28 protein-coding genes are annotated in these 24558 nt (G+C 66.8%); 20 read left to right on the forward strand and 8 right to left on the reverse strand.

The features are described from left to right. Positions 1-17 precede the first annotated feature (17 nt). The gene (locus G6N59_RS17555) at positions 18-449 is read left to right on the forward strand and encodes a hypothetical protein (RefSeq protein WP_138228085.1); all 432 of its coding nucleotides are present in this window, start codon (positions 18-20) and stop codon (positions 447-449) included. 11 nt (positions 450-460) lie between these two features. Here the strand turns inward: G6N59_RS17555 and G6N59_RS17560 are convergent, their stop codons facing one another. Next, positions 461-1567 (reverse strand): phosphodiester glycosidase family protein, encoded by a 1107-nt coding sequence (locus G6N59_RS17560; protein WP_179970213.1) that lies wholly within the window; start codon positions 1565-1567, stop codon positions 461-463. 170 nt (positions 1568-1737) lie between these two features. Next, positions 1738-2508, reverse strand: coding sequence for a pirin family protein (locus G6N59_RS17565; RefSeq protein WP_138228086.1), 771 nt, complete (start codon positions 2506-2508; stop codon positions 1738-1740). 67 nt (positions 2509-2575) lie between these two features. Between G6N59_RS17565 and G6N59_RS17570 the strand changes: the two genes are divergently transcribed. The 4 genes from G6N59_RS17570 to G6N59_RS17585 all read left to right on the forward strand — a co-directional run bounded on the left by G6N59_RS17570 (position 2576) and on the right by G6N59_RS17585 (position 5620). Continuing rightward, positions 2576-3019: a MarR family winged helix-turn-helix transcriptional regulator gene (locus G6N59_RS17570; RefSeq protein ID WP_138228087.1), complete on the forward strand. Its 444-nt coding sequence runs from the start codon at positions 2576-2578 to the stop codon at positions 3017-3019. 68 nt (positions 3020-3087) lie between these two features. Next, entirely contained in the window at positions 3088-3471 is a 384-nt protein-coding gene (locus G6N59_RS17575; protein ID WP_138228088.1) for a hypothetical protein, read from the forward strand. A gap of 83 nt (positions 3472-3554) precedes the next feature. Next, complete coding sequence (locus G6N59_RS17580; RefSeq protein ID WP_138228089.1) at positions 3555-4358, forward strand: SDR family NAD(P)-dependent oxidoreductase; 804 nt, start codon at positions 3555-3557, stop codon at positions 4356-4358. A 356-nt stretch (positions 4359-4714) separates the two neighbouring features. Beyond that, positions 4715-5620 carry a DUF4349 domain-containing protein gene (locus G6N59_RS17585; protein WP_138228090.1) on the forward strand — a complete coding sequence of 302 codons (906 nt, stop codon included), beginning with the start codon at positions 4715-4717 and terminating at the stop codon, positions 5618-5620. Between the two features lie 13 nt (positions 5621-5633). Here the strand turns inward: G6N59_RS17585 and G6N59_RS17590 are convergent, their stop codons facing one another. Beyond that, the gene (locus G6N59_RS17590; protein ID WP_138228091.1) at positions 5634-6104 is read right to left on the reverse strand and encodes a hypothetical protein; all 471 of its coding nucleotides are present in this window, start codon (positions 6102-6104) and stop codon (positions 5634-5636) included. A 151-nt stretch (positions 6105-6255) separates the two neighbouring features. Here G6N59_RS17590 and G6N59_RS17595 point away from each other — a divergent pair, with 151 nt between their 5' ends. The 4 genes from G6N59_RS17595 (at position 6256) to G6N59_RS17605 (ending at position 9163) form a co-directional block, all read left to right on the forward strand. Beyond that, positions 6256-7470: a COG4705 family protein gene (locus G6N59_RS17595; protein ID WP_407665710.1), complete on the forward strand. Its 1215-nt coding sequence runs from the start codon at positions 6256-6258 to the stop codon at positions 7468-7470. A gap of 82 nt (positions 7471-7552) precedes the next feature. Beyond that, complete coding sequence (locus tag G6N59_RS17600; protein ID WP_138228093.1) at positions 7553-8275, forward strand: phosphatase PAP2 family protein; 723 nt, start codon at positions 7553-7555, stop codon at positions 8273-8275. 5 nt (positions 8276-8280) lie between these two features. Continuing rightward, positions 8281-8451 carry a hypothetical protein gene (locus G6N59_RS30585; protein ID WP_170212329.1) on the forward strand — a complete coding sequence of 57 codons (171 nt, stop codon included), beginning with the start codon at positions 8281-8283 and terminating at the stop codon, positions 8449-8451. A gap of 34 nt (positions 8452-8485) precedes the next feature. Beyond that, a complete protein-coding gene (locus G6N59_RS17605) occupies positions 8486-9163 on the forward strand; it encodes a response regulator transcription factor (protein WP_138228094.1) in 678 nt (225 codons plus the stop codon). On the opposite strand, the gene G6N59_RS17610 is transcribed toward G6N59_RS17605, so the two are convergent. From G6N59_RS17610 to G6N59_RS17625, 4 genes are all read right to left on the reverse strand, one after another. Next, entirely contained in the window at positions 9124-10533 is a 1410-nt protein-coding gene (locus tag G6N59_RS17610) for a sensor histidine kinase (protein WP_407665711.1), read from the reverse strand. The genes G6N59_RS17605 and G6N59_RS17610 overlap by 40 nt on opposite strands. A gap of 160 nt (positions 10534-10693) precedes the next feature. Continuing rightward, a complete protein-coding gene (locus G6N59_RS17615; RefSeq protein WP_138228096.1) occupies positions 10694-11116 on the reverse strand; it encodes a histidine kinase in 423 nt (140 codons plus the stop codon). Positions 11117-11464: 348 nt separating this feature from the next. After that, positions 11465-12589 carry an NDMA-dependent alcohol dehydrogenase gene (locus G6N59_RS17620; RefSeq protein WP_138228097.1) on the reverse strand — a complete coding sequence of 375 codons (1125 nt, stop codon included), beginning with the start codon at positions 12587-12589 and terminating at the stop codon, positions 11465-11467. Positions 12590-12790: 201 nt separating this feature from the next. After that, positions 12791-13825 carry a sigma-70 family RNA polymerase sigma factor gene (locus G6N59_RS17625; protein WP_138228098.1) on the reverse strand — a complete coding sequence of 345 codons (1035 nt, stop codon included), beginning with the start codon at positions 13823-13825 and terminating at the stop codon, positions 12791-12793. A gap of 60 nt (positions 13826-13885) precedes the next feature. Here G6N59_RS17625 and G6N59_RS17630 point away from each other — a divergent pair, with 60 nt between their 5' ends. From G6N59_RS17630 to G6N59_RS17645, 4 genes are all read left to right on the forward strand, one after another. Next, complete coding sequence (locus G6N59_RS17630; RefSeq protein WP_138228099.1) at positions 13886-14725, forward strand: alpha/beta hydrolase; 840 nt, start codon at positions 13886-13888, stop codon at positions 14723-14725. 13 nt (positions 14726-14738) lie between these two features. Continuing rightward, positions 14739-15767 (forward strand): alpha/beta hydrolase family protein, encoded by a 1029-nt coding sequence (locus G6N59_RS17635; RefSeq protein ID WP_138228100.1) that lies wholly within the window; start codon positions 14739-14741, stop codon positions 15765-15767. Positions 15768-15843: 76 nt separating this feature from the next. Continuing rightward, positions 15844-16593, forward strand: a complete 750-nt coding sequence (locus G6N59_RS17640; protein ID WP_138228101.1) for a DUF2786 domain-containing protein — start codon at positions 15844-15846, stop codon at positions 16591-16593. Further along, entirely contained in the window at positions 16590-17081 is a 492-nt protein-coding gene (locus G6N59_RS17645) for a TIGR04338 family metallohydrolase (protein ID WP_138228102.1), read from the forward strand. Before G6N59_RS17640 ends, G6N59_RS17645 begins: the two co-directional genes overlap by 4 nt. Before the next feature lie 130 nt (positions 17082-17211). Here the strand turns inward: G6N59_RS17645 and G6N59_RS17650 are convergent, their stop codons facing one another. Beyond that, positions 17212-18213, reverse strand: coding sequence for a DUF4331 family protein (locus G6N59_RS17650; RefSeq protein WP_138228103.1), 1002 nt, complete (start codon positions 18211-18213; stop codon positions 17212-17214). Positions 18214-18297: 84 nt separating this feature from the next. Here G6N59_RS17650 and G6N59_RS17655 point away from each other — a divergent pair, with 84 nt between their 5' ends. The 7 genes from G6N59_RS17655 to G6N59_RS17685 all read left to right on the forward strand — a co-directional run bounded on the left by G6N59_RS17655 (position 18298) and on the right by G6N59_RS17685 (position 24545). Next, the gene (locus tag G6N59_RS17655) at positions 18298-18963 is read left to right on the forward strand and encodes an O-methyltransferase (RefSeq protein ID WP_234884015.1); all 666 of its coding nucleotides are present in this window, start codon (positions 18298-18300) and stop codon (positions 18961-18963) included. Further along, on the forward strand, positions 18960-19355 hold the full coding sequence (locus G6N59_RS17660) for a hypothetical protein (protein ID WP_138228104.1): 396 nt from the start codon (positions 18960-18962) through the stop codon (positions 19353-19355). Before G6N59_RS17655 ends, G6N59_RS17660 begins: the two co-directional genes overlap by 4 nt. Before the next feature lie 141 nt (positions 19356-19496). Further along, positions 19497-19934 (forward strand): SPW repeat protein, encoded by a 438-nt coding sequence (locus tag G6N59_RS17665; protein WP_138228105.1) that lies wholly within the window; start codon positions 19497-19499, stop codon positions 19932-19934. 174 nt (positions 19935-20108) lie between these two features. Further along, positions 20109-21449: an FAD-binding oxidoreductase gene (locus G6N59_RS17670; protein WP_138228106.1), complete on the forward strand. Its 1341-nt coding sequence runs from the start codon at positions 20109-20111 to the stop codon at positions 21447-21449. After that, a complete protein-coding gene (locus G6N59_RS17675) occupies positions 21446-22192 on the forward strand; it encodes a DAPG hydrolase family protein (protein WP_138228107.1) in 747 nt (248 codons plus the stop codon). The genes G6N59_RS17670 and G6N59_RS17675 overlap by 4 nt, the downstream gene beginning before the upstream one ends. 68 nt (positions 22193-22260) lie before the next feature. Further along, entirely contained in the window at positions 22261-23331 is a 1071-nt protein-coding gene (locus tag G6N59_RS17680) for an alpha/beta hydrolase family protein (protein WP_138228108.1), read from the forward strand. Next, positions 23328-24545 (forward strand): saccharopine dehydrogenase family protein, encoded by a 1218-nt coding sequence (locus G6N59_RS17685; RefSeq protein ID WP_138228109.1) that lies wholly within the window; start codon positions 23328-23330, stop codon positions 24543-24545. Before G6N59_RS17680 ends, G6N59_RS17685 begins: the two co-directional genes overlap by 4 nt. Positions 24546-24558 lie beyond the last annotated feature (13 nt).

Raw genomic sequence — 24558 nt, forward strand, 5'->3', positions numbered from 1 at the left:
ATGTGCGTCGGGCGTCTTTGTGGCTAACGCGCGAGCGTGCGCACTGGTCGAGATGGTGCTCGCGCGCCGGTCCGGTCCCTCGGTCGCGGCGGGTCAGCCCAGCCGATCAGGCGCCCCGCGAGGACGACCAGACCGACGAGCAGGCGCCCCAGGAGCCACACGCAGAGACCAAGGCTTACGCCGAGGCCGACGGCAAGGCAGAAGAGCGCGAGCCCGATTCGAAATCCGAGACGAAGTCCGATCCGTACGCAGGTGCGGAAGCTGCGGGCGCCACGACCGCTACCGAGCAGCCGCCGGGTGAGCAGGTGGGTATGGGCGACGACCCGGGCCAGGTCGCGCGCCGAGACGCGGCGTCCCAGTGCCATGGCGCCAAGGCTGTGAAGCAGCCGAAAAGTGCTGGCGCCGAGGCTGATTCCGGTGCCTGTGGCACCGGTGGAGAAGTGGCCTGACGCCTGCTGCCTCAAGCGAAGCCGAGCCAGCCGGGTAGTGCGCGCTCTCGGGAGTCGCACAGCACTGCGGGGGTGTCGCAGGAACCGCGTGGCGTGCCGGAGCCGGCCCAGCGGCCGCCGGTGTCGCGGCGCAGCACGATGGCGGAGGAGCCGCCGCCGTCCAGAAGGATGGCCGTGTCGCTGCCGAGGCCCCGGAACAGATCCTGGATCTGGTCGGGGGTGTAGCTGCCGCCCTGGAAGATGTACATCTCGTCGCGGCTGCGTACGTAGGCCAGCGCGGTGCGGGCGGCGCTGGGGCCGCCGTCGTTCAGCTGGCCGGTGTCGCCGGGTGTCAGGAGGCCGATGCCGCTGACCGCGACGAACCGGGCGCCCTGGTTCACCAGGTTGTTGACCGCGGCGGTCGCGGCGTGGAAATCGCTTGTGCTGCCTGGCGTTATCATGTACGGCGCGCCGTCGGACGGAATGATCATGGTGCTCAGCGCGGTCCACACCTCGTTGCCGCCGGACAGGCCCTGCTTGCCCGCGTAGGGGATGGTGCCGGTGACCGCGGCGTTGGCGCGGCCCTGACCGCGGGTGTTGTCGACGTAGGCGCCCAGCGGCGAGCTGCATCCCGTGGACGTCCACGACCCGCCCTGCTGGCCCCGGATGTCGAAGAAGTTGGCGTTCACCGCGATGGTGGGCCGGCCCAGAGCCTGCCAGGCTTCCAGTGGGGTGAAGACCTCCGAGGCTTGCCACAGTCCTTCGGCGGTGCGGGCGCGGGGATCATGTTCGCAGCGGGACTGGATGCCGCGGTGGGAGTCCACGAGGAGGCGCGGGTTCATGCGCTGGGACGCCGCTTTGATGACGGTGAGGTGCCCGCCGTTACCGGACTCATACCAGTTGCCCGCGGCGTTGAGCAGGGGCGCGGGGTGGTCGCCGCCGAAGTTGTAGACCAGGAAGCTGCCGCGGTAGTTGGTGATGGCGTTGATCAGGAGCGAGCGGCCGTCGGCGGCATGGGCCGCCGGTACGCCAATGGCGCCGACGAGGCCGGCGCACAGGGCCAGAAGTGTTGTGCGCCTGAGGATTCTCCGCGCGCGACGGAAGGTGTCGAGTCGGGTATCCGGCCCGAGAAACGACATTGTGGCCCTTTCCCCGGTTCGAAACAACGACCTTCAGCGTAGCCACAGCAAACACTCTGTCAACTTTGGTCACGCCGGCATCACGGGACTATGACGGATGAATTACCCTGGTGGACAGCGCAATTGGCCCCGCCGCCGACCGGGGTCGGGACGGGGCCGCCGGCGTGGGGTTATGAGCCGAGCAGATCGGTGTGCATTTCCCACACCAGGATTTCGGCCGGCGTGGTGGCGGTGACGCGCTGGCCGCCAGAAGCGGTGAGCCGGACGGCGTCGCCTTCCTGAAGCGGCCCGGCGCCTTCGAGAGCAACCTCGCCGCGTGCCACGAACAGGTGCAGGTACTTGGCTGACGGCAGTTCGATGCTGTCGCCCGGTTCCAGCCGGGCGCCGTGCAGCGCGGCGTTGCGCTGGCCGATGGTGATGGCGGTGTCGTTGGCATGGCCGGGCATGCCCGACGCGATGGTCACCAGCTTGCCGCGCAGCAGCTCGTCGTCGATCTCCAGCTGCTGGTAGCCCGGGGTCTTCCCGGACTCGTCCGGGACCACCCACATCTGCACAAAATGCACCGGCTCACTGTGGGATTCGGCTCCCGTCAGGCGCCACGAGTCGTTCTTCTCCGAGTGCAGGATGCCGCGCCCGGCCGACATTCGCTGGGCCAGCCCGGGGTAGATGACGCCCGAGTTGCCGGTCGAGTCCTGGTGCACGAGTGACCCGCGCAGTACCCAGGTGACGATCTCCATGTCGCGGTGCGGATGGGTCTCGAAGCCCGAGCCCGGCGCGACGCGGTCATCGTTGTTCACCAGCAGCAGGCCGTGGTGGGTGTTGGCGGGGTCGTAGTGACCGCCGAATGAGAACGAATGCTTGGAATCCAGCCACGAGATGCGGGTCGCGTCGCGGTCGGCGGCGCGGCGGATATCAATGCCGGCAGTCGGGTTTCTCGTCATTTCTACCCCTGTCGTTGTCGGTGAGCTTAGGTGTCGCTACTGGACGGCACAACATAAATGATGTGTCATATATTTCGTGTGGCTGACTGACGACCAACAGGACCTTTGGCGGGCCTATCTGGCGATGAGTGGCGGTCTGCAAGCGGCGCTGAATCGGCAGCTGCAACGCGACCACGGACTGTCGCTGGCGGACTACGACGTGCTGGTGGCGCTCAGCGAGCTGCCCGAGTGCCGGATGGGTGAGCTCGGCGCGCACCTGGGGTGGGAGCAGAGCCGGGTGTCGCACCAATTGGCGCGCATGCGGGCTCGTGGTCTCATCGAGCGGTCCGGGGCAGCCGACGACCGGCGCGCGGCCGTCGTCGCCCTCACCGCGGGCGGGCGGGACGCGCTCGAGGCCGCCGCGCCCGGGCATGCCGAGTTGGTCCGCTCGGCGGTGTTCGACGGCATGAGTCGGACACAGGCGGAGGCGGTGCGGCGGTGGATCGCCACGGTGCTCGAGCGATTGGCCTGAACGGACCCTGTGAGTCGAACCGAATTCGCGGCTACAGTAGGACCGTCGGGTTTGCGGGGAGGATTCACGTGAAACATGCAGTCGTCGCTGCTGCCATGGCAGGCGCGCTGGTCGCCGCGCTGGCGTGGTCGCCGGCTCCGCAGGCGCACGCGGAGGGGTCCTGTGTGCCGTTGGACGGCAGCCCGATGGTGGTCACGCGAAATCCGAACACCGGCATCGGCAAGAAGCTCGATATCGTCCGGACCTACACCTATTCCGACGGCATGGTGAATTGGACCATCCACCAGGACGGCGGGATCAAGGACAACACCGGCCTCGGGTTCGGTGCGACCATCAACCAGATCTACATCCCGGAGCTCGACTCCAGCGGGTCGGTGCCCGGCAATCCCGGTGACGTGGTCAACATCGACAGCTGGCACTTCCACACCCACGTAACGATCTGCGACCAGTAGGTCACGTCCAGGCCGTCGGCCAGGCTCCGGAATCGGGCAGCGGCAAGCACGCAGCCCGAGCATTCTGAGGTCCGTCCCGCGGGATGGATGGCCTCGCATACGCTGTCGGCGTGGATATCAATGGAGCTAGCGCGGTCGTCACCGGCGGCGCGTCAGGAATCGGTGCGGCTGTTGCCCGTCAGTTGGCCGCCAAGGGTGCCCGGGTCGTCATTGCCGACCTCCAGGCCGAGAAGGGCGAGGCGCTCGCCAAGGAGATCGGCGGCGTGTTCGTCACCGTCGACGTCACCAACACCGAGCAGATCATCGACGCGGTCAAGACCGCCGCTGACCTCGGCCCGCTGCGCGCCCTGGTGAACTCGGCCGGTGTCGGCTGGGCCCAGCGCACCATCGGCAAGGACGGCGAGTTCGAGTCGGCGCACAACCTGGACCTGTACAAGAAGGTCCTCGACATCAACCTGGTGGGCACCTTCGACTGCATCCGCATCGCCGCCACCCAGATGAGCAAGAACGACTTCACCGAGGCCGGTGAGCGTGGCGCCATCGTCAACATGACCAGCGTCGCGGCATTCGACGGCCAGATCGGCCAGGCGGCGTACTCGTCGTCCAAGGGTGGTGTCGTGGGCCTGACCCTGCCGGTCGCGCGCGACCTGTCGGCAGTCGGCATCCGCGTGAACACCGTGGCCCCCGGCCTGATCGACACCCCGATCTACGGCGAGGGCGAAGCCTCGGAGGCCTTCAAGGCCAAGCTCGGCGAGTCGGTGCTGTTCCCGCACCGCCTGGGCAAGCCCGAGGAGCTGGCCTCCATGGTCATCGAGCTGATCACCAACTCGTACATGAACGCGGAGGTCGTCCGCGTCGACGGCGGCATCCGGATGCCACCGAAGTAGTAGTAGCAGTAGTAGCAGTTCTTTCCGGTCATTTTCGAACCCCCCAATTTCCAACGAGATTGGGGGGTTCGGCCATTTCGGAGCGGGAGTCGGACGCGATCCGGCTGCACTTTCGCGGGCGGCGTCGAACGCAACCAGGTGGCGGAGAAACCGGCCTCGTAGCGCCGTGCAGTTGCGTTCGGCACCGCTACGTACGACGGTCGGCGCGAGCCTGACCTGACGGCGAAAATTCGCGTGGAAAACCGCGTTGTGGTCAGGTTCGGCAAAGCGCGTCGAACTCGTGGCGCAGCGGCAGGGCAGTCTGGCTGCACGTTCGCCACGGAAAACCTGTGAATTGCTCGGTACGCTCGGAGGGTATGGCGTGCACGCGGTTCCGGCCGGTCGTAGTTCTCGCTCTGTTGATCGCCTCGGTGTGGTTGGTAGCCGGTTGTAGCGGCGGCGACTCGACGCGGCACGCCGGATCCGCTCCGGCGGCACCGCTGAAGGGCGGGGCCGACTTCAACGGCAATGCCCCCGAAGCGCCACCACCACCTGTCGAACCGGCGCGCGACGTTGTCAAGACCGCGTCGCTGATTCTCGTCGCCGCTGACCCGGCGGCTGCCGCGGACAAGGCCACCGCGATCGTCGACAAAGCGGGTGGGCGCGTCGACGAACGTTCCGACGACGCCGGGTCCACCTCCGGCCGGGCGAGCGTCCACCTGATGCTGAGGGTTCCGGCCAACGGGCTGGACGCCGCGCTGGCCTCGCTCAAGGGCCTCGGCACCGTCCAGACCCTCGAGGTGAAGACGGACGACGTCACCACGCGGCGCGTCGACCTCGATGCCCGGATCACCGCGCTGAAGACCTCGGTGGACCGACTGCTCGCGATCATGCGTGACGCCAAGGATCCCGACGCGCTGATCAAGGCCGAGGACGCGCTGTCATCGCGGCAGGCCGAGCTGCAAAGCCTGCAGGCCCAGCGCGACACCCTCCGCGACCAGATCACCTACAGCTCCGTCGACGTGCAGATCACCGCCGAGCGCACCGGCGGACCCGCCCCGGAGCGCTATCACGGATTCCTCGGTCAGGTCGAGCGAGGCTGGGATGCGTTGTGGGCCTTCGGTTCTCACCTCGTCCTGGCGTTCGGTTTCCTGCTGCCGTGGCTGCTGCCACTCGCGGTTCTAGGTGGGGCGCTCTACGTATTCGTGAAGTGGACCGGCGCCCGTCACAAGCGCAGCGGATCGGCTGAGCCTGCACCACCTGTCAGTCCGCCGCAGGAGTAACCCCCGGCGTCAGTTAGCGCGGTGGCACCGGAGTGGGCTTCGGCTCAACACCGCTGCCAACACTGCTGCCACCACCGATACCCGGTCCTGCGGGTTGACCGGTCTGGCTGCCCTGGTCGCGATCAGCGTTCTTCGCGTCGTTCGCGTCGTTCTCGTGGGGATCGTATTCGCGTCGGCGTTGTTCGTATGGTCCGTCCCGACGGTCTTGGACATACTCTGAGGCTTCCGGGCTGTCGCCGCGTTCGTGGTCGCCGTGCTCGATACTCGCGAAGACCCCCAGACCGAAACCGGCTGTCGCGACCAGGGCCGCCGCGCCCGCGCCTAGTGCGATGGTCCAGATCCGGGTGGTCCGTGTCAGCGCGCCCCATGCCGATCGCGCTCCGGTAGCCGCGGGCTGCGCGGACAGATTGGGCGAGTGGTCGGCTTGAACGTCGCCGGCCGGATGTGCTGCCGGGTTTTCGGTGTTCTCAGGTGTATCGGTCATGTCAGCACGGTGCCCCCGCTCAGCTGAGGAGACGCTGAAGACGCCGTCGCATGACCTGGCCTGCCGGTGTTCTCAGCGTCGCTTCAGCTGATGGTGTCTAGGTTCGGCGGGCATGGCCCGTATTAGCCGTCCACCGACCCGTTCGTGGCGAGTGACCGCAAGCAAAGTCCCCGAAGTCACCGTCTGGTTCTGGCTGATCAAGGTCCTGTGCACGACCGTCGGTGAGAGTTTTGCTGATTGGGTCAACGTCGGTCTAGGCGTCGGCCTGGAGCTGACTGCGGTGATCTTTACCGTCGTGCTCGCCGTGGTGCTGAGCCTGCAGCTGCGGCTACCGCGTTACGTCCCAGTGGTGTACTGGCTGGCCGTCGTGGTGTTGAGCGTTGCCGGCACGCTGTACACCGACATCCTGACCGACACCTTCGCTGTGCCGTTGGGACTGAGCACGGGTGTCTTCGCGGCCACCCTGGCTGTGGTGTTCTGGGTGTGGTTCTCGAGGGAGCGGACGCTGTCGATCCACAGCATCACTACCCGACCCCGTGAATTGTTCTACTGGCTGGCCGTACTGGTTACCTTCGCTCTGGGGACCGCGGCCGGCGACTGGACCTTGGCGCTGACCGGTTGGGGCCCAGGCATTTCGGTGCTGCTCCCGGTCACCGTCATCGGTGCGGTGATCATTGGCTGGCGTCTCGGGGTGAACCCCGTGCTCTCGTTCTGGCTCGCCTACATCCTGACTCGCCCGCTCGGTGCCAATCTCGGAGACTGGTTCGCCGCACGGCAGGCCGATCACGGGATCGGCCTGGGTTACGGCATGACCAGTGTGATCTTCCTGGCCGCGATCACCATTGCGGTGATCTACCTCAGCATCACCCGCATCGATGTCATCGAGAGTACAGAACAGCAACCGCAACTCCGCCCGGCACGGCGAGTTGGGCCTGTCGCGACAGTCGGCTACTACGCCGTCGTCATCCTCGCCGCCGGAGCGCTTCTGCAATGGGCCTCGATGCAACCACACGGCTCCGCCGCCGGCGGCAGCGAGGAAGAGCCTGCTCCGGCCGCGGCTGCCGCACCGCTGGCTCCCGGCCGAGTCAGTGCGTTCCCGGCCGCAGACATCGCCGGCTTTCGTCGCATCACCCAAGACACCCTGGCAAAGGTAAACGCAGGTGACCAGTCCGGTGCCCGAACGCGGATCACGGACCTGGAGACATCGTGGGATCAAGCTCAGGACCGGCTGCAAGGGACCGACCGCGATGCCTGGTCGACCCTCGACCACCAGATCGACGCGGTGCTCACGTCCATCCGGTCGGCCAAACCGAACGTCGATACCGAAAAACAGTCCCTGACAACGTTATTGGCCAGCTTGCGCTGAGCGTCAAACAGTCTCTGGCAGTCAGTCGGCAGCCGTACATGCGCATCAGGCTGACGCGAATCAAAACTCAGACAAGGCCACGATGGACCTCGACACCCGAATCTTCTACTACGTCAATGATTTTGCCCGCGATACACCGTGGCTGCATACCGTCGTCTCCACCTATGCCAACGACGGTGTCGTATTGTTTGCGATGTTTCTGCTGGCGGGCTGGTGGATAGCGCGCAGAGCCAATGACGATGCCGCAATGGCGGCGGCGGTATGGGCACCGATCGGTGTGTTGGCCGCTGTGGCGATCAATCAGCCGATCGCGGATACCATCGACGCCAGTCGCCCGTGTAATGCGTTGCCCCACATTGTGGTTCTGCATTGCAATACCGATGGCGGGTTCCCCAGCGACCACGCCATGATGGCCGGGGCGGTGACCGCGGGAGTGTGGCTTGTCAATCGGCGCCTGGGCATCATCACCGCTGTTGCCACCCTAGTTATGGCCTTCACCCGCGTATATGTCGCCGCCCACTATCCCCAGGACGTGGTAGCGGGCCTGGCCGTGGGTGCTGCCATCAGCCTTGTCGGCTACCGGTTGGTGCGACCCCTGCTGCGACGGTTGATCAAAGCGATCGCAGACTCCCCGCTACGCACCCTCACGACCTCGTCGACGCCCGCCGCGTTCGGCACGCCGCGGCGCTGGAAGCGTCGCCGCTTTCGAAGTTCAGCGTCCTCACAGCGACCTACTGCCAGCCTGATGGCATACCCGACGGCCGCTCGTCCCAGATCGGCTGCGAATCCTGATGAAAGGTGTTGATGGACATGACGGACCGGCGAGAAGCGATAACCCTGGTCATCGGCGCGTTCATGCTGGCGGCAGCTGCGATGTTGGCCACCGAGGCCCAGGAGCGAGCACAAAACCTACCGGCCGTGTCGATCAGTGAACACCACAGTCCGGCTGAGATTGTCGACGTGGCGCCGCCGGTCAACTGATGGCCCCCACTACGGGTTGTGCCAGGCTGGACAGGTGAGAGTGCTGCTGGTCGAAGACGAGCCGAGCCTGGCCGAAACGATCGCCGCTGGGCTACGCGCCGAAGGGTTCGTCGTGGTTACCGCCGGCGACGGCGTCGAAGGGCTCTGGCAGGCGTCCCACGAGCAGTTCGACGTGATCGTGCTCGACATCATGCTGCCGGGTCTCAATGGCTATGAGGTGCTGCGCAAGATGCGGGCCGCGCACACGTGGACGCCGGTGTTGATGCTGACCGCGAAAGACGGCGACTACGACCAGACCGACGCCTTCGACCTGGGTGCCGACGACTATCTGACCAAGCCGTTCTCGTTCATCGTGCTGACCGCCCGCTTACGCGCCCTGATCCGACGGGGCGCCCCACAGCGCCCCGTCGTGCTCACTGCCGGCGACCTTTCCCTGGATCCTGGTCGACGTGTCGTGCACCGGGCCGGTCAGCCGGTGACGCTCACGCCTCGAGAATTCGCTTTGCTGGCATACCTGTTGCGCCACAAGGACACGGTCCTCGCCAAAACCGACATCCTGCGCAACGTGTGGGACAGCCATTACGACGGTCCCGACAACGTGGTCGAAGTGTATGTCGGTTATCTGCGCCGCAAGATCGGTGCGGACATGATCACGACTCTGCGCGGGGCCGGTTACCGGCTGGAATCCGGCGAGTTCGATAGCGGCAACTGAACCGTCACCACAGTTCCCACACCGGCTTGGCCCTCACCGATACTGACCGTGCCATCGTGCGCAGCCACGATTTCGGCGACGATCGCCAATCCCAGGCCCGTGCCGCCGCCGCGGCGGGAGCGGTCGGAATCCAACCGGACGAACCGTTCGAAAACCTTCTCGCGTGCTGCCGCCGGTATACCTGGCCCATCGTCGATCACCTGTAGGTAAGCGCTGTGGCCCTCAGCCCGGACGACGATGCGCACCTCGCTGGTGGCGTGACGGGCGGCGTTGTCGGTGAGGTTGCGCAGCACCCGCACGAGACCATCGGGATCGACGCCGGCCTTGACCGGCGACAGCGTCGAAGTGATGTGCAACGCGGTTTCTCGTTTGAGCCGGTCGACCTCTGCGCTGGCCAGATCATCGAGATCGACCTCAGTGCGTCGCAACGGCAGTCCGTGCTCGTCGGCGCGTGCCAGCAGCAGCAGGTTGTCCACCAACGTCTGCATTCGGCGTGCTTCTGGCAGCAGCGCGGTGGTGAGTAGCGTTCTGTCCAAGACGTCGGGGTGGGTGGCGCCAATCTCCAAGGCGGACACCACCGTTGCCAACGGGCTGCGCAATTCGTGGGACGCGTCCCCGACGAACCGGCGTTGGGCCGCATGGCCGGCCTCGATGCGAGCCAGCATGTCGTTCATGGTTACCGCGAGCGCCGAAATCTCATCCGATCTGCTGCCGATCGGGACGCGCTCACCAAGGTCGGAGGCACTGATCTCCGAGACCCGCGACCGGATCGCCTCCACCGACCGCAACGACCGACGAACAAGCAGGTAGGTGACGACTGCGGCGACCAGGGCCACGATCGGGGCGGTGATCGCCAGCATCTGTGCGATCGTGGACATCATCACCTCGATCGGCTCGACGCCCCCGCCCACCAGCACGGTGTACTCCTGGCCCTTCCGGGAGGTGGCGGTGGTAGTGCTGACCCGGATGTCGTCATCGTTGGTCGCCAGGACACCTACCCGAGAACCCTTGTCCGGCAAAGGGATCAACGCCGTGTGGGGGCCTCCGTCGGAGCGGTGCACCACCTTGCCGGTGGCGTCGAGGATCTGGACGGCCACGATCCGCTGATCGGTGTCCATCAGCATCGACTCCACGTCGTCAGGGGATTCCTTGCGCAGTTCCTCGGCCACCGCTTGGGCGCGCGCCACCGCGGCGTTGTCGATATCGGCGCACATCATTCGATAGAGCAACATGGTGGCGGCAGACCCCACGATCAGCAGTCCGGTCAGGACCACCACCGCGGCTACCAGCGCTGAACGAACCGCGATCCCACCCAGGTGGCCTCGCCACCGGCGCAGGGTTGCGGTCAGTGCCGCGCGCACGCGCACCAAGCCACCAGTCGGTGCACCGCGAACCGCCCTACCCACAACCCACCCACATCGCCTCATCATCCACCGTCTGCGTCAGCAGTTATGTCTTGGACGCTTCACACGTCGTCGACCAACGTGCCTGAACCGTTCCGGATCTGATCCACACCACGGCGGCAGAAATTCAAAGGTTGCCCGAAAACCCCATACGCCCTATTGGATTCGATGGGCGGACCCGCGTGGACGGCAACCGTACGCTGACTGTCTTTCCGCACGGAGTGCGTTCTGTGACCGCGAGTGTGCCCCCGTGCGCGGTGACGATTCGCCGAACCAGATCCAGCTCACCGCCGCAACCCGCGAGTCCGTCGTCGCCAACAGTGATGATCGCCTGGGCATCGTGGCGGTACACCGCCAGATCAATCGCCGATACCGCTCTGTTCAACGAGTGGTCAACCAGAATCGCGACCGCCTGATTCAACGCCGCGGCGTCACCCACAACATAGGTCGGACGCAACTCGGTGCGGATTGACAGCGTCGTGTTCCATCTGAGCCGCTCGGTGTGCTTGACCAGCACATCATCGAGGAATACCTCTTCGTTACCGCTCACCTGCCCAGCCCGGGGTATCGCTGCCGGCGCAGGTCCTTCAGATACAGGCCCCACCGTCATCACCGCACCGACCCACCAACAGCATCGCTCATACCGCCAAACGGTATGGGCCGACACCTGAACCCACGCTGAGAAACAGCCGGCAGCGACGCACCGTGCCCCGCGCCGCCGTCGGCCAAACCACCCGCATCAACGAGTTGTGCCAACCGAACGCAACCCTCCGAAACCAACACGGTCGCCGCAACCTCTCACATCGAGAGCGTTGCGACGACCGCGTGAACCCCGGAGAAACGAGGCAGTTCTACTGGGGCACGTCCCGCTTGCGGTGGACTGCTCGCGGAAGAACAGTTACCAGTCGGACTCGTCGAAGGTGACGACGCCACGAATGTTGTTGCCGTCCAACATGTCCTGGTAGCCCTGGTTGATGTCCTCGAGCTTGTAGGTCCGCGTGATCATGTCGTCGATGTTCAGCAGGCCGGACTTGTACAGCGCGGCCAGGCGCGGGGTCTCGATGTGCGAGCTGCCACCACCGAAGATGTTGCCCTTCAACGTCTTCTGCAACATGGTGAACAGGAAGAGGTTCAGCTTGACGTCGGCATCCATCATCGAGCCCATGCCGGTGACGACGCAGGTGCCGGTCTTGGCCGTCAGGATCATGGCCTCTTCGATGTACTCGCCCTTCATCTCGCCGACGGCGATGATGATCTTGTCGGCCATCAGGCCCCAGGTCAGGTCGATCATCGGCGCGATGGCCTCGGCCATGGACGGGAAGACGTGCGTCGCACCGAATTTCAGCGCCTGCTCGCGCTTCCACGGGTTCGGGTCGATGGCGATGACGTGCTTGGCGCCCGAGATCACCGCACCCTGCAGCGCGCTCATGCCGATGCCGCCGACGCCGACGATGGCAACGGTCTCACCCGGCTGCACCTGCGCAACGTTGGTGGCCGAGCCGAAGCCGGTCGGCACGGCGCAGCCCATGATGGCGGCCGACTCGAACGGGATGTCCTTGTCGATCTTGACGACGGAGTCCTTGTGCACCGTCATGTACGGCGCGAAGGTGCCCAGCAGGTTCATGGCCGCGACCTCTTTGCCACGGGCGTGGATGCGGTTGGTGCCGTCGGCGATCGACTTGCCACCCAATAGGACGGCGCCGCGGTCGCACAGCGAGCGGAAGCCCTTCATGCACGGCGGGCAGGAGCCACAGGCCGGGATGAACGCGAGGATGACGTGGTCGCCCTCTTCGATGCCGGTGACGTTCTTGCCGACCTTCGTGACGACGCCCGCGCCCTCGTGCCCGCCCAGGCAGGGCAGCGGCATCGGGGTGGCGCCGGTGGTGAGGTGGTAGTCGGAGTGGCACATGCCCGAGGCATGCATCCGAATCTGTACTTCGTCGGCAACGGGGTCACCGAGGTCGATTTCCTCGACCTGGAACGGGGAGTTCACTTCCCACAGCAGAGCGCCTTTGGTCTTCATGACGAAGATCATAGCCACAAATCGAGAACACGTTCCAGAAAGGTGCTATGGCAGCCGCTCTACCTGCGTAGATATGCTGTCAGAACATGTCATGGGGGTAGGCTGGAAACTAGCGGCAGTAGTGGGCTGGTCCCGAAACAAGGCGCGATGAGGCCCAACCGGGGCTACCTCCGACCGGTGGCCCTGACGGTCGGGGGCCGGTCAGAGGAGGGGCGCCAGCCCGAACTTCTCGAACAGCGTCGGGTCCATGAATGCGACGACGTGCGAGATGCCGCCGGGCTTGATGTCCAGCACGTGCAGCTGGAACGCCTCGTGCCGGCCGGTCTCGGGGTTGCGCATGTACATGCCCGCGGCGGACTGCCCGTTGGCTGTGGTGACGACGAACCGCATGTCGCCGGGGTGCTCGGCCGGGCATTTGAACCGGGACAGCTCGACGATGTCCCGCGGGCCCGAGTACCAGGTGTCGAAGGGTGGCATCTCCCACACCGAGTCGGCGGTGAACAGCTCGACCAGTGCGTTCATGTCATAGGACTCGAAGGCCTTGACGTAGCGCGCCAGCAGGTCTTTGGCCTCCTCGGACTCCGGGGCGACCAACACGTCGTCCTGGTTGGGGCCGACGGCGTCGAGTTGGGCGCGCGCCCGTTGCAGCAGGCTGTTGACGGCGGCGGTGGACGTCCCGACCGCTTCGCCGACTTCGGCGGCCTTCCACTGCAGGACGTCGCGCAGTACCAGCACTGCACGCTGCCGTGGCGAAAGATGTTGCAGCGCAGCGATGAACGCGAGGCGCACCGACTCGCGTGAGCCGACGATGGTCTGCGGATCTCCCGGTGCGTCATGCACATCGGGCAGCGGCTCGAGCCAGGCGGTGTCGGCGCGTTCGGTGATCTCGGCGTGCGGGTCAGCGGCCGGCTGGCCGAGCCCGGACGGCAGTGGCCGCCGCTGACGGCCCTCCAGCGAGGTCAGGCAGGTGTTGGTGGCGATGCGGTACAGCCACGTCCGCACCGACGACTTGCCCTCGAAATTGTCGTAGGCCTTCCACGCGCGCAGGTAAGTCTCCTGCACCAGGTCCTCGGCGTCGTGCAGGGAACCGGTCATGCGGTAACAGTGGGCCAGCAGCTCGCGCCGGTGCCGTTGGGCGTCGGCCAGAAACGCATCGCGCGACGGAGACGACGTGTCTGCTGCACCGGATTCGCTGAGGACACTCACCTCACCCAGGGTACGCAGGGGGTGTGACATCTCGCGGGCATCGCGGCGGCGACGGACGCGCCGCGGGCCGACCCCGGATATTGTCTGTGCATGTCCACCACCCGCAGCGAACGCAGCTTCGACGGCATCGGCGGCACCAAGATCGTCTACGACGTCTGGGTGCCCAATACCGACCCGACGGGCGTGGTGGTGCTGTCCCACGGTTTCGGTGAGCATGCCCGCCGTTATGACCATGTGGCGCAGCGATTCGGTGAGGCCAGCCTGATCACGTTCGCGCTCGACCACCGGGGTCATGGCCGTTCGGGCGGCAAGCGCGTGTTCGTCCGGGACATCTCCGAGTACACCGGGGACTTCCATCATCTGGTCGGCATCGCGACCGCCGAATACCCCGAGTTGAAGCGCGTCGTGCTGGGCCACAGCATGGGCGGCGGCATCGTGTTCGCGTACGGCGTCGAGCACCCGGACGACTATCACCTCATGGTGCTGTCCGGCCCCGCGGTCGACGCCCGCGCCCAGATCGCGCTGCCGCTGGCACTGCTCGCGAAGGTGGTCGGCACCGTCGCACCGGGCCTGCCGGTCGAGAATCTGCCCTTCGAGGCCATCTCGCGCGATCCGCAGGTGGTCGCGGCCTACCAGGCCGACCCGCTGGTCTACCACGGCGGATTCCCCGCCGGGGTCGCCAAGGCGCTCATCGGCGTCGGCGAGACCATGCCGCAGCGCGCCGCCGCCATCACCGCGCCCCTGCTGGTGGTGCACGGTGAAGAGGACAAGCTGGTGCCGGTGGCCGGCAGCCGCAAGCTGGTCGAGTGCGTCGGCTCCTCCGACGTCGCGCTCAAGGTCTATCCGGAGCTGTACCACGAGGTGTTCAACGAGCCCGAGCAGGCCGTCGTGCTCGACGACGTCGTGAGCTGGATCGAAGTGCGCCTGTGACGGGAGTTCTGCCGTGAAATGGGCTGTCCGCCTGCTGGTTTGGCTCACGGCGCTGGCGCTGGCGGCGTGCGGTTCGGGCAAGGGTGGCGACTGGGTTGATGAGGACGTCAGCTTCGTCTCCGACGGGCTGACCATCCACGGCAGCTACCGCCATGTGCCCGGCGCCGCCGCGGCGCCGTCGGTGCTGATGATCTCCGAGAGCGGCCAGACGGACCGCAACGGTGACAACGCCGTCGCGGGCAAGGTCGGCAACATGCGGCAGCTGGCCGAGTACCTGTCCGGCAAGAATGTCGACAGCCTGCGGTACGACAAGGTCGGCACCGGAAAGACCGGCGTCGGGCCGCACGCGCAGAACCTGCGCGATGTGGGCAGCGCCGTCTACACCGCCGGGGCCAAGGCGGCCGTGCGGTTCCTCGCCGGCCAGTCCGGCACCGACACGTCACGAATCTCCGTGTACGGCCTGGGTGAAGGCACCGTGCACGCGCTGGCAGTGGCGACCGACACCAGCGCGGGCGCCCCGAAGATCCATTCTGTCGGGCTGCTGCAGCCGCTGGCTGGGCGGTACCTGGACGTCATCACCAATCGCGTGCGGGCCTCGGTCGACGCCGACGTGAAAGCCGGCGCCAAGACCCGGCAACAGGCCGACCAGGTGCTCAAGGAATGGACCGATGCCGTCGCGTCGACCCGCGCCACGGGCACGCCGCCGACCAAGCTCCCCGAAGGCCTCGGTGCGATCCTGAACCCCGGCAACGCGAAGGCGGTGGTGGAGGCCGACGCCATCGACCCGTTGGCCCTGGCCGCCAAGGTCCCGAACGGCACCCCGGTGCTGCTGACCTGCTCGGACTCCGATGTGCAGGCGTTCTGCGAGGCAGAGCAGCCGCTGATCGACGCGCTGGCGCACACGGCGCTGACGGTGGTCCGGCTGAAGGGCGTCAGCCACGTGTTGCGCGACGATCCCACCGACAACGTGGCCAACTACGCCAACAAGGCGCCGCTGTCGCCGCAGTTGGTGAGCGCACTGGACGGATTTGTCGGGCGGTAGTCGTACACTGCCGCCATGGGGGATGACACACGCGTTATGTATCTGAAAGCTTTTGTCAGACAAGGTCGTTGGTGCGATGAGTGACGACAGGATGTTGGCCCGGATCGCGGCGCTGCTGCGACAGGCCGAGAACACCGACAACCCGCACGAGGCCGAGGCGTTCATGGCGGCCGCCCAGCGGCTGGCCACCACCACGTCGATCGATCTGGCGGTGGCGCGGGCGCATTCGGCCACCCGGACCGCGGCGCAGGAGCCGGTGCAGCGCACCATCACCATCGGCGAGGCCGGCACTCGGGGACTGCGGACGTTCGTGCAGTTGTTCGTCCTGATCGCCCGGGCCAACGACGTGAAATGCGACATCGCGTCCAACTCGACGTTCGTCTACGCCTACGGATTCGCCGAGGACATCGACGCCACGCATGCGCTGTACGCCAGTGTGGTGGTGCAGATGGTCAAGTCGTCGGACGCGTACCTCGCGACCGGCGCGCACCGGCCGACACCCACCATCACGGCCCGGCTCAACTTCCAGCTGGCTTTCGGCGCGCGGGTGGGACAGCGCTTGGTCGACGCACGGGACGAAGCCCGGCAGGCGGCGACGGCCGAGCGCGCCGATCAGCCGGGAACCGCGATTGCGTTGCGCAACAAGGACCTCGAGCTGGTGTCGTTCTACAAGAAGACATCGCAGGCGCGGGGGAGTTGGCGGGCGACCAGCGCGTCCGCCGGTTACTCGTCCGCGGCACGGCGAGCGGGGGACCGGGCCGGGCGCCGGGCACGGTTGGGTCCGAGTCCCGAGTTGTCCGGCGCACGTACGGCCTTGGAGCGATGAGCCGGGACTCGGGGCGGTCTGCGGTGTATGCCGCCGAGCAGTTCGTGCGTACGTTGTTCGACCGCGCGGGGGAACGCGGCAACCGGGCGGTCGAGTTCTTCGGGACGCAGTTGACGCTGCCGCCCGAGGCGCGGTTCGGATCGGTCGAGGCGGTGCGCCGCTACGTCGAGCAGGTGTTGACCATGCCGGCCGTGGCGGCGCGGTGGCCCGATGCCGGTGCGGTGGCCGTGCGGGCGCGCCGGGGTGTGACGGCCGCCCACTACGAATCCGGTGACGGCGGTGCCGTCATCGCGGTACCCGAACGCCAAACCACCTGGGCGCTCAGGGAATTGGTGGTGCTGCACGAGGTGGCCCACCACTTGTCGGCCGCGGTCCCGCCGCACGGACCGGCGTTCACCGCGACGTTCTGCGACCTGGCCGAGGTGGTGATGGGCCCGGAGGTGGGCCACATTCTGCGGGTCGTCTACGCCAAAGAGGGCGTCCGCTGACTCTGCCGCGATTCACTCTGCCGCGAGTAACTCTCCCGCGAGCGTGCGTGTCTGCCGCCAACCCGCCGCCTGAGGCGTGCAGTGTGGGGCCGCTCGTCGCGATCGAGCGGCCCCAAAATCCCATCGAAAGTCAGTGCGGCGGCCCCAGATACGGGAAGACGTCGAGGGTGTCGGTGTGTGGACTCAGGCCCGACGGCGGACACTCGCCCTTGGTGAGTGACGCCAGGCGGTAGTCGATCACGTCGTCGGTGAACACCCGCCCGTTCGGATACTTGGCGGGTGCGGCGGGGTTGAACGACAGCATGTCGGGCAGGATGCCCTCGGCGTCGACGACGGCGACGGCTTCCTCGTCCGAGTAACCGCCGGTGTGCCCCAGCAGATGGACGAACATGGGCAGCCAGCGGTCGCGATCATGGACCGGCACGCTGGCGTTGTACTCCTCCTTGGTGTCGTCGGTGTTGAAGAAGCTGCTGACCGACGGATGCCCGGCGCGGTCCACATGGAGCAACTCGCCGTCCCGGCGCACGCTGCAGCGGCCCCAGATGCGGATGTCCGGCGCGGCGCCCAGTTGCGCAGTCGGCAGTTCCAGGACCATCGAGCACACGTTGGCCTGCGTATTGGAATCCACGCCGGTCCACGGGAACTCGCCGCTGAGATGGAGTGCGGTGAAATTGCGGCCGCCCCTGATATCGAACAGATTCTTGATGCCGTCGAAGTCGAAGAAGAAGGCATCGCTGCGCGCGCCGGCGAAGAACTGGTATCCGCCCGACTCGGCGATCACGGGCTCTTTGCCGAATGACACCTCGACGCCCTCGAAGATCTTGTCGCCCAGCGCTTCCGGTGACTCGGCGTCCTCCCCGGTGGCGAGGTACACGTCGACCGTCTGGCGGCCGGATACCGGCTCGGAGAACACATAGCTGAAGGCGATGTCGTTGCGGAGGTCGCCGTCGTTGTCGATGGCCAGCCGATAGATGGCATCCGGGTGCAGGGCGTCGGCGTTGGGGTTGGCGTTGAGGATCAGCACTGTGCGGGCCGGGTCGGCCGGTGATTGGAAGGCGTACAGATCGCAGAGGTCCAGGCGCTGGTCGCCCAGCGGCGGGCCCAGGCTCAGTCCGGTGAAGTGATTCGACATGGGCGCTATTTAAGTCGTTGGTCGTCTGCCGCGAGCCTGATTCGGCTGATCGTCGATGTGCTCTACCCACGCTAGCCTGGCTTTGTGACGGAACCAGATCCGAAGACTGTCGACGAGATGTTCAACCAGGTGTTGCACACCGAGGACGAGGCGCTGGCCGCAGCCCGCCAGTCCGCGGTGACAGCCGGGATGCCGGCCATCGAGGTGTCGGCACAGCACGGAAAGCTGTTGTCGCTGTTGGTCGCCGCCACCGGCGCTACCCGGGTGCTCGAGATCGGCACCCTGGCCGGCTACAGCACCATCAACCTGGCGCGCGGCGCCGGGGCGGCCGGCCGGGTCGTCACCCTCGAGTACTCACCGGAGCACGCCGACGTCGCACGGGCCAATTTTGTGCGGGCCGGCGTCGCGGACCGCGTCGAGGTGCTGGTCGGCGCCGCGTTGGACACCCTGCCGGGACTGGCGGAGCGGGGCGAGCCGTTCGACTTCTTCTTCATCGACGCCGACAAGGAGAACAATCGCTCCTACGTCGAATGGGCGGTGCGGCTCGCGGTGCCGGGTGCGCTGATCGTGGTCGACAACGTCACGAGGATGGGCCGAGTACTCGAGCCCGCACACGATGATCTGCAGGCTCGCGGCGTGCGCGACATGCTGGAGCTGCTCGGCAACCACCCCAAGCTGGAGGCCGCGGCCATCCAGACCGTCGGCACCAAGGGCTGGGACGGCTTCGCTGTAGCCAGAGTGAGTCCGTGAGACGACGAGTCGTCGCCGCGGCCCTGCTGGTGATCGGGGCGGCGGTGCCGGTCGCGTCGGCCGACCCGACGACGATCCCGGAGGTTCCGTCGTCCCCCGGGATGACGTTCGAGGACGATCCGGCGATCGTCGACGCGCACCCACTGCTACCGCAGTCCTGGAGCCGGCTCGACCCGGCACCCGAATTGGCGCTGAACTTCCAGATGGGGTCGCCGGACTGCTACGGCGTGCACGCCACGGTGCGCGAAACCGACGACGCGGTGCTGGTCAGCCTGGTCGCCGGCAACCGGCGCCCGGGGCCCATGGTGTGCACCATGATCATCATGCAAGGAAAACTCGTTGTGCCACTGGATAATCCGGTCGGTTACCGAGCGGTACTGGTAACGGAGTAGGGCCGGGCCCAGGCCGCGGGGCGGCGCGCCCAACTCTGCCGAACCGGGGCGCGCTGAATGCCCCAAATCCGCGTAACCTTGGCGTAGATGGATGGGTGCGGCGAGGCCGAACCCCTTGCCGCGTAACGGAAGGGGTAAGAAATGACTACGGTCCATTCATCAATAGATCAGCACCCCGACATCCTGGCGCTGCGGGCCCGGTACGACCGTGTCGCTGAGTCGATGGCGGCGCAGGCCACCTTCGGGCTGACCTTGCTGACGGCGGTCTACGTGGCGATGTCGCCGTGGCTCGTCGGGTATCAGGCCTCCACGAAGCTGACGGTCAACGCACTGATCGTGGGCGCCACCATCGGGTTCCTGGCCATGTGCTTCGGCTGCGCACTCGACCGTACCCACGGGATGACCTGGACGCTGCCGGTGTTCGGTGTGTGGCTGGTGATTTCACCATGGATCTATGCCAGCGGAGCCACCGCCGGCGTGATGTGGTCACATGTGATCAGCGGTGTGCTTGTCGCGGTGCTGGGCATGTACGCGATGTACTTCGGGATGCGTGTCCGCAATTCGGACCGGCACGGCTGATCTGTACCTGCTGTAGATAGGCCATGGGCAGGCTGCCCACCGGCCGGGCGTGTCGGTCCGGCCGGTGGGTAGGTCTGTGTCCGGAGCGGGGTCCCGAATCGCCAAATTGACGCGATGACCAATTCCCGGTGTTACGTTTCGCGGAGGGAGGGCGCCGAGGCGTGAGGAGTTGCGGTGACAGCTTTGGCCGAGGTCCGACATTTCCGCCGCGGCGATGCGGGCTATGAGGAAGCGCGTTGTGCCACCGTCTGGAATGCCCGTGTGCCGCAGCGCTTTCCGGAAGTCATTGTGCAGGCGTCCTGTACCGCTGATGTGGTGGTGGCGGTCCGGTATGCCAGCGCCGGCAATCTGGCGGTCGGTATCCGTTCCGGTGGGCACAGTTGGTCGGCCAACCATCTGCGCGACGGCGGCTTGCTGCTCGACGTGAGCCGGCTCGACGTCTGCCAGGTGGATCGCGACGCGATGACCGCCGTCGTCGGGCCCGGCAAAGGCGGCAGCGTCCTGGCGACCGAGCTGGAGCAGCAGGGCCTGTTCTTCCCCTCCGGGCACTGCCGGGGCGTGCGCCTCGGTGGCTACCTGCTGCAGGGCGGCTACGGCTGGAACAGCCGGGTGCTGGGGCCGGCGTGTGAAAGTGTGTTGGCACTGGATGTGGTGACTGCCGACGGTGAGCAGATCCGGTGCGACGCCGAGCATCACCCCGATTTGTATTGGGCCGCCCGGGGATCCGGACCGGGATTCTTCGGCGTGGTAACCGCGTTTCACCTGCGGCTGTATCCGAAGCCACCGGTGTGCGGTAGCAGCCTCTACGTCTACCCCTTCGAGGCCGCCGACGAGATCTACCCGTGGGCCCGGGCGATCAGTGCCGACGTGGACCGCCGGGTGGAACTGCAGATCGTCGCCTCGCGGGCGATGCCCAGTTCGGGCCTCGATGTGCCGGGCATCGTGCTGGCCTCGCCGGTGTTCGCCGATAACGATGACGAGGCGAAAGATGCAGTGGCACTGCTGGATACGTGTCCCGCGCGGGCGAATGCCCTGATGGCCGTGCCGTTCGCGCCGACGAACTTACCGACGTGGTACGACGCGGTGATGAGCAACTACCTGAGCGACCACCGCTACGCCGCCGACAACATGTGGACGTCGGCGGCGGCGGACGAGCTGATGCCGGGCGTGCGGAACATCCTCGAGACCATGCCGCCGCACCCGTCGCATTTCCTCTGGCTGAACTGGGGGCCGTCGCCCACCCGTCAGGACATGGCCTACAGCCTGGAAGACGAGATCTATCTCGCGCTCTATGCCGGTTGGGCCGACCCCGCCGATGACGAGAAGTACGGCGACTGGGCCCGCTCCAACATGGCGGCGATGTCCCACCTGGCCACCGGGATACAGCTTGCGGACGAGAACCTGGGGGCGCGGCCGGCCCGGTTCGCCACCGATGCCGCCATGGCGCGGCTGGACACGGTGCGCGCAGAATATGACCCAGACAGTCGGTTCTACGCGTGGATGGGACGGACATGAGTTACCTGGGTTATCGCGACAACGACGCGGACACTCCGTTCGGGCGGTTCTACAACCCGGACATGGCGGCGCTGCCACGCCATGTGGTGCTGGCGCTCGAGCATGGTCCGCAGGCCGATCCGGTGCTGCCCGACTTCGAGGAACCGTTGGCTGAGGACGGCTACCAGCAGACCGAGAACGGATACGGCAGCTTGCCGGACGGCGGCTACACCGTGGCCGTGCGCACCGACATGCCGGGCGTGACGCCGGAGATGTGGGACTGGTGGTTCGGCTGGCACGGCTGCGATCCGCGCCGCTACAAGCTGTGGCATCCTCGCGCGCATGTGTCGGCGGGGTGGCGTGACGGCCGCGACGACCTCGCCTATATCGGGCGGACGTCCTTGGTACAGGAGTACATCGGTTCCGCATTCACTTCCGCCGCAATCCAATTCGTGGCACCGGACACGCTGGGGCATCTCGGGATCGCCATCGCCGCGCGACTGGGGTCGCCCGACCTCCCCGTCGACACCGGCTGGTTGGTGCATCAGGTGCGCCCCACGCCGGACGGCGCCGAGATGCGCTCCCGGTTCTGGATGGGCGGCCGGCACGTCAACTTTCGCCTGGGTAACTCGTTGGCGGACCGGGCATTTCGGGTACTCGCCGCACGCCAGCTGCCTGATCCGCGGGATCTCATGGTGCACTGCGCGCAGGAGATGAACCACCTCGCCGGCTTCCTTCCGGAACTCCACGCCGAATTCGCCTGACTCCGCGCCGCCGGGCGGTGTGGCTGACGCCACTGCACAGAATCTATCAATCACGCTACGATCGTTTTATGACTGATAGTTCGATCCCGCGTCGCCGCCTGCCCGGCTCGCTGCGCGCCACGCTGATCGCACTGGCCTGCGCCGCCGCGGTGTTGCTGTCGGCGGGCGGGTGGGTGCTCTACGCCAACAACTTCGCCATCCGCGAGCAGCGCGTCACGATTCCTGGTCCAGCGGGGCCCCTCGAGGGCGTCCTGGCCCTGCCGAAGGCGGGAAACGGGCCGTTCGGGCTGGTGGTGTTCGTGCACGGGGACGGTCCCGCCGACGCCAGCCGGGATTCGTTCTACCGGCCCATCTGGGAGACGTTTTCCCAGGCCGGCTATGCGTCGTTGTCCTGGAACAAGCCTGGCATCGGCGGTGCTCCAGGCAATTGGTTAGCCCAGAGCATGCACGACCGAGCCGACGAGACGAGCGCCGCGATCGACTGGGCCCGCGGCCGGGCGGACATCGATCCTCACCGCGTCGGGGTCTGGGGTATCAGCCAAGGCGGCTGGGTGGTGCCCGAGGTCGCGGTGCGCAAACCGGACCTGCAGTTCGTGATTCTGGTTGGCCCGGCGATCAATTGGCTGCGGCAGGGCGAATACAACCTGAGGGCCGAGTTGCGGGCGCGGCAGGCCCCGCAGCCAGAGCTCGCGGCGGCCTTGGCCCGCAGGGACCGGATCAACCAGCTGCTGCGTGACGGCGCGACCTATCACGAGTACCGCGTGGGCGGCATGGACCCGTCCCCGATGTCTGCTGATCGGTGGGGATTCGTCGCCCGCAACTACCGCTCCGACGTCAGCGCCACCCTGCCGCACATCGCCATTCCGGTGCTACTGGAACTCGGCCAGGGCGATCTGAACGTCGACGTCAGAGAAACCGAACGCGTCTACCGCGAACTCGTGCGTCGGGATCTGCTGACGGTCCAGACCTATCCGCATGCGTCACACACCATCGCCAGGGAGGACCTGGAGAACAATCCCGACAGCGTAAAGGCTTACGCAGTAGGCATTTTCGCACCCCGGCAGCTCTACGCGCCGAGCTACCTCGACAACCTCCGTCGATACGTCCAGGAACTCCCGGTCGCGAAGGAGGCGCGATGAAGATTCTCGCGTTGGGTGGACCCGGGGCCATGGGCAGCGTTGCTGTTCGCCTCGCCGCCCAGATGCCGGGGGTCGACGAGATCGTCATCGCGGACCGCGACCGCGCGGCCGCCGACCGGCTGTGCCGACAACTGGCCGACGCTCCGGTCCCGGTCAGGGCCGCCCGAGTCGACGTCACGGACGACGCGGCCCTGCGCAATGCACTCGAGTCGGCTGACCTCGTCGTCAACACCGTCGGCCCCTACTACCGCTTCGGGCTCCCGGTCCTGCAGGCCGCGATCGCCACGGGGACGCACTACATCGACATCTGCGACGACTGGGAGCCGACCGTGCAGATGCTCGAACTGGACGAAACCGCCCGTGCCGCAGGCGTTTGCGCGGTCATCGGCATGGGGGCGAGCCCCGGCGTGAGCAATCTGCTGGCCGCGACCGCCGCCGCGGAACTCGATGAAGCGCGCGATGCCTACACCGCCTGGCCGGTGGATGTGGCCGGCGCGGGCGGCGGGGACGGCGGCGAGGTGCTGTTGAATCCCGATGGCCGGCCTTCGGCGGCGGCCGTGCACTGGATGCTGCAGAGCAGCGGCAGAATCTGCACTGTGGCGGCGGGCCGGCTGACGTTCCAACGTCCGTTGCGGCCCGTCGCACTGAGCTTGCCGCGCGACCGGCACGGCACTGCGTACTCGGTCGGTCACCCGGAGCCCATCACGTTGCGGCGTACGCTCGGGCTGACCGGCGAGGCCGTCAACCTCATGGTGATCCGGCCGCCGACGCTGGCGTATCTCGACGTGCTGCGCCGCGACATCGACCGTCGCCGGCTGACGCACGAATCGGCGGCGGCCCAGTTCGCGAAGCCGAACCTGTTGCGTTACTTGCGATCCGTCCCGCCGTCGTGGCGACTCAAGGGCCCGGGGACCCTGCCGCCGTTCTTTGCCGCGGTATCCGGTACCCGCTCTGGGCGCGACCACATGGTGCTGGCGCAGCTCGATCTGTCGGGTCCGGGTACGACCGGACTCTTCGGTGACATGGCCCGGGCCACGGGTATCCCGCTCGCCGTGGGGATTTCGCAGATCGTCGACGGCACCACGCGACGGCCCGGAGTGCATCCGCCCGACGCCGTCATCGACGCACCCCGGTTCTTCGCCGACCTCGCGGCTCAGCTCGGTCAATCCGCCGGCCGGCCGCTGGTCATCGTCGAACGGGAAACGCTTGCCTAGACTTGGGAACCCC

The sequence above is a fragment of the Mycolicibacterium aubagnense genome, from assembly GCF_010730955.1.
Taxonomy (GTDB): domain Bacteria; phylum Actinomycetota; class Actinomycetes; order Mycobacteriales; family Mycobacteriaceae; genus Mycobacterium; species Mycobacterium aubagnense.

Bases quoted from the DNA above. Each gene is read 5' to 3' on its own strand.
- G6N59_RS17560 (WP_179970213.1), bottom strand. From the start codon at position 1,567: ATGTCGTTTCTCGGGCCGGATACCCGACTCGACACCTTCCGTCGCGCG.
- G6N59_RS17565 (WP_138228086.1), bottom strand. From the start codon at position 2,508: ATGACGAGAAACCCGACTGCCGGCATTGATATCCGCCGCGCCGCCGAC.
- G6N59_RS17580 (WP_138228089.1), top strand. From the start codon at position 3,555: ATGGATGGCCTCGCATACGCTGTCGGCGTGGATATCAATGGAGCTAGC.
- G6N59_RS17585 (WP_138228090.1), top strand. From the start codon at position 4,715: ATGGCGTGCACGCGGTTCCGGCCGGTCGTAGTTCTCGCTCTGTTGATC.
- G6N59_RS17590 (WP_138228091.1), bottom strand. From the start codon at position 6,104: ATGACCGATACACCTGAGAACACCGAAAACCCGGCAGCACATCCGGCC.
- G6N59_RS17600 (WP_138228093.1), top strand. From the start codon at position 7,553: ATGGACCTCGACACCCGAATCTTCTACTACGTCAATGATTTTGCCCGC.
- G6N59_RS30585 (WP_170212329.1), top strand. From the start codon at position 8,281: ATGACGGACCGGCGAGAAGCGATAACCCTGGTCATCGGCGCGTTCATG.
- G6N59_RS17620 (WP_138228097.1), bottom strand. From the start codon at position 12,589: ATGAAGACCAAAGGCGCTCTGCTGTGGGAAGTGAACTCCCCGTTCCAG.
- G6N59_RS17625 (WP_138228098.1), bottom strand. From the start codon at position 13,825: ATGTCACACCCCCTGCGTACCCTGGGTGAGGTGAGTGTCCTCAGCGAA.
- G6N59_RS17630 (WP_138228099.1), top strand. From the start codon at position 13,886: ATGTCCACCACCCGCAGCGAACGCAGCTTCGACGGCATCGGCGGCACC.
- G6N59_RS17640 (WP_138228101.1), top strand. From the start codon at position 15,844: ATGAGTGACGACAGGATGTTGGCCCGGATCGCGGCGCTGCTGCGACAG.
- G6N59_RS17645 (WP_138228102.1), top strand. From the start codon at position 16,590: ATGAGCCGGGACTCGGGGCGGTCTGCGGTGTATGCCGCCGAGCAGTTC.
- G6N59_RS17650 (WP_138228103.1), bottom strand. From the start codon at position 18,213: ATGTCGAATCACTTCACCGGACTGAGCCTGGGCCCGCCGCTGGGCGAC.
- G6N59_RS17665 (WP_138228105.1), top strand. From the start codon at position 19,497: ATGACTACGGTCCATTCATCAATAGATCAGCACCCCGACATCCTGGCG.
- G6N59_RS17675 (WP_138228107.1), top strand. From the start codon at position 21,446: ATGAGTTACCTGGGTTATCGCGACAACGACGCGGACACTCCGTTCGGG.
- G6N59_RS17680 (WP_138228108.1), top strand. From the start codon at position 22,261: ATGACTGATAGTTCGATCCCGCGTCGCCGCCTGCCCGGCTCGCTGCGC.
- G6N59_RS17685 (WP_138228109.1), top strand. From the start codon at position 23,328: ATGAAGATTCTCGCGTTGGGTGGACCCGGGGCCATGGGCAGCGTTGCT.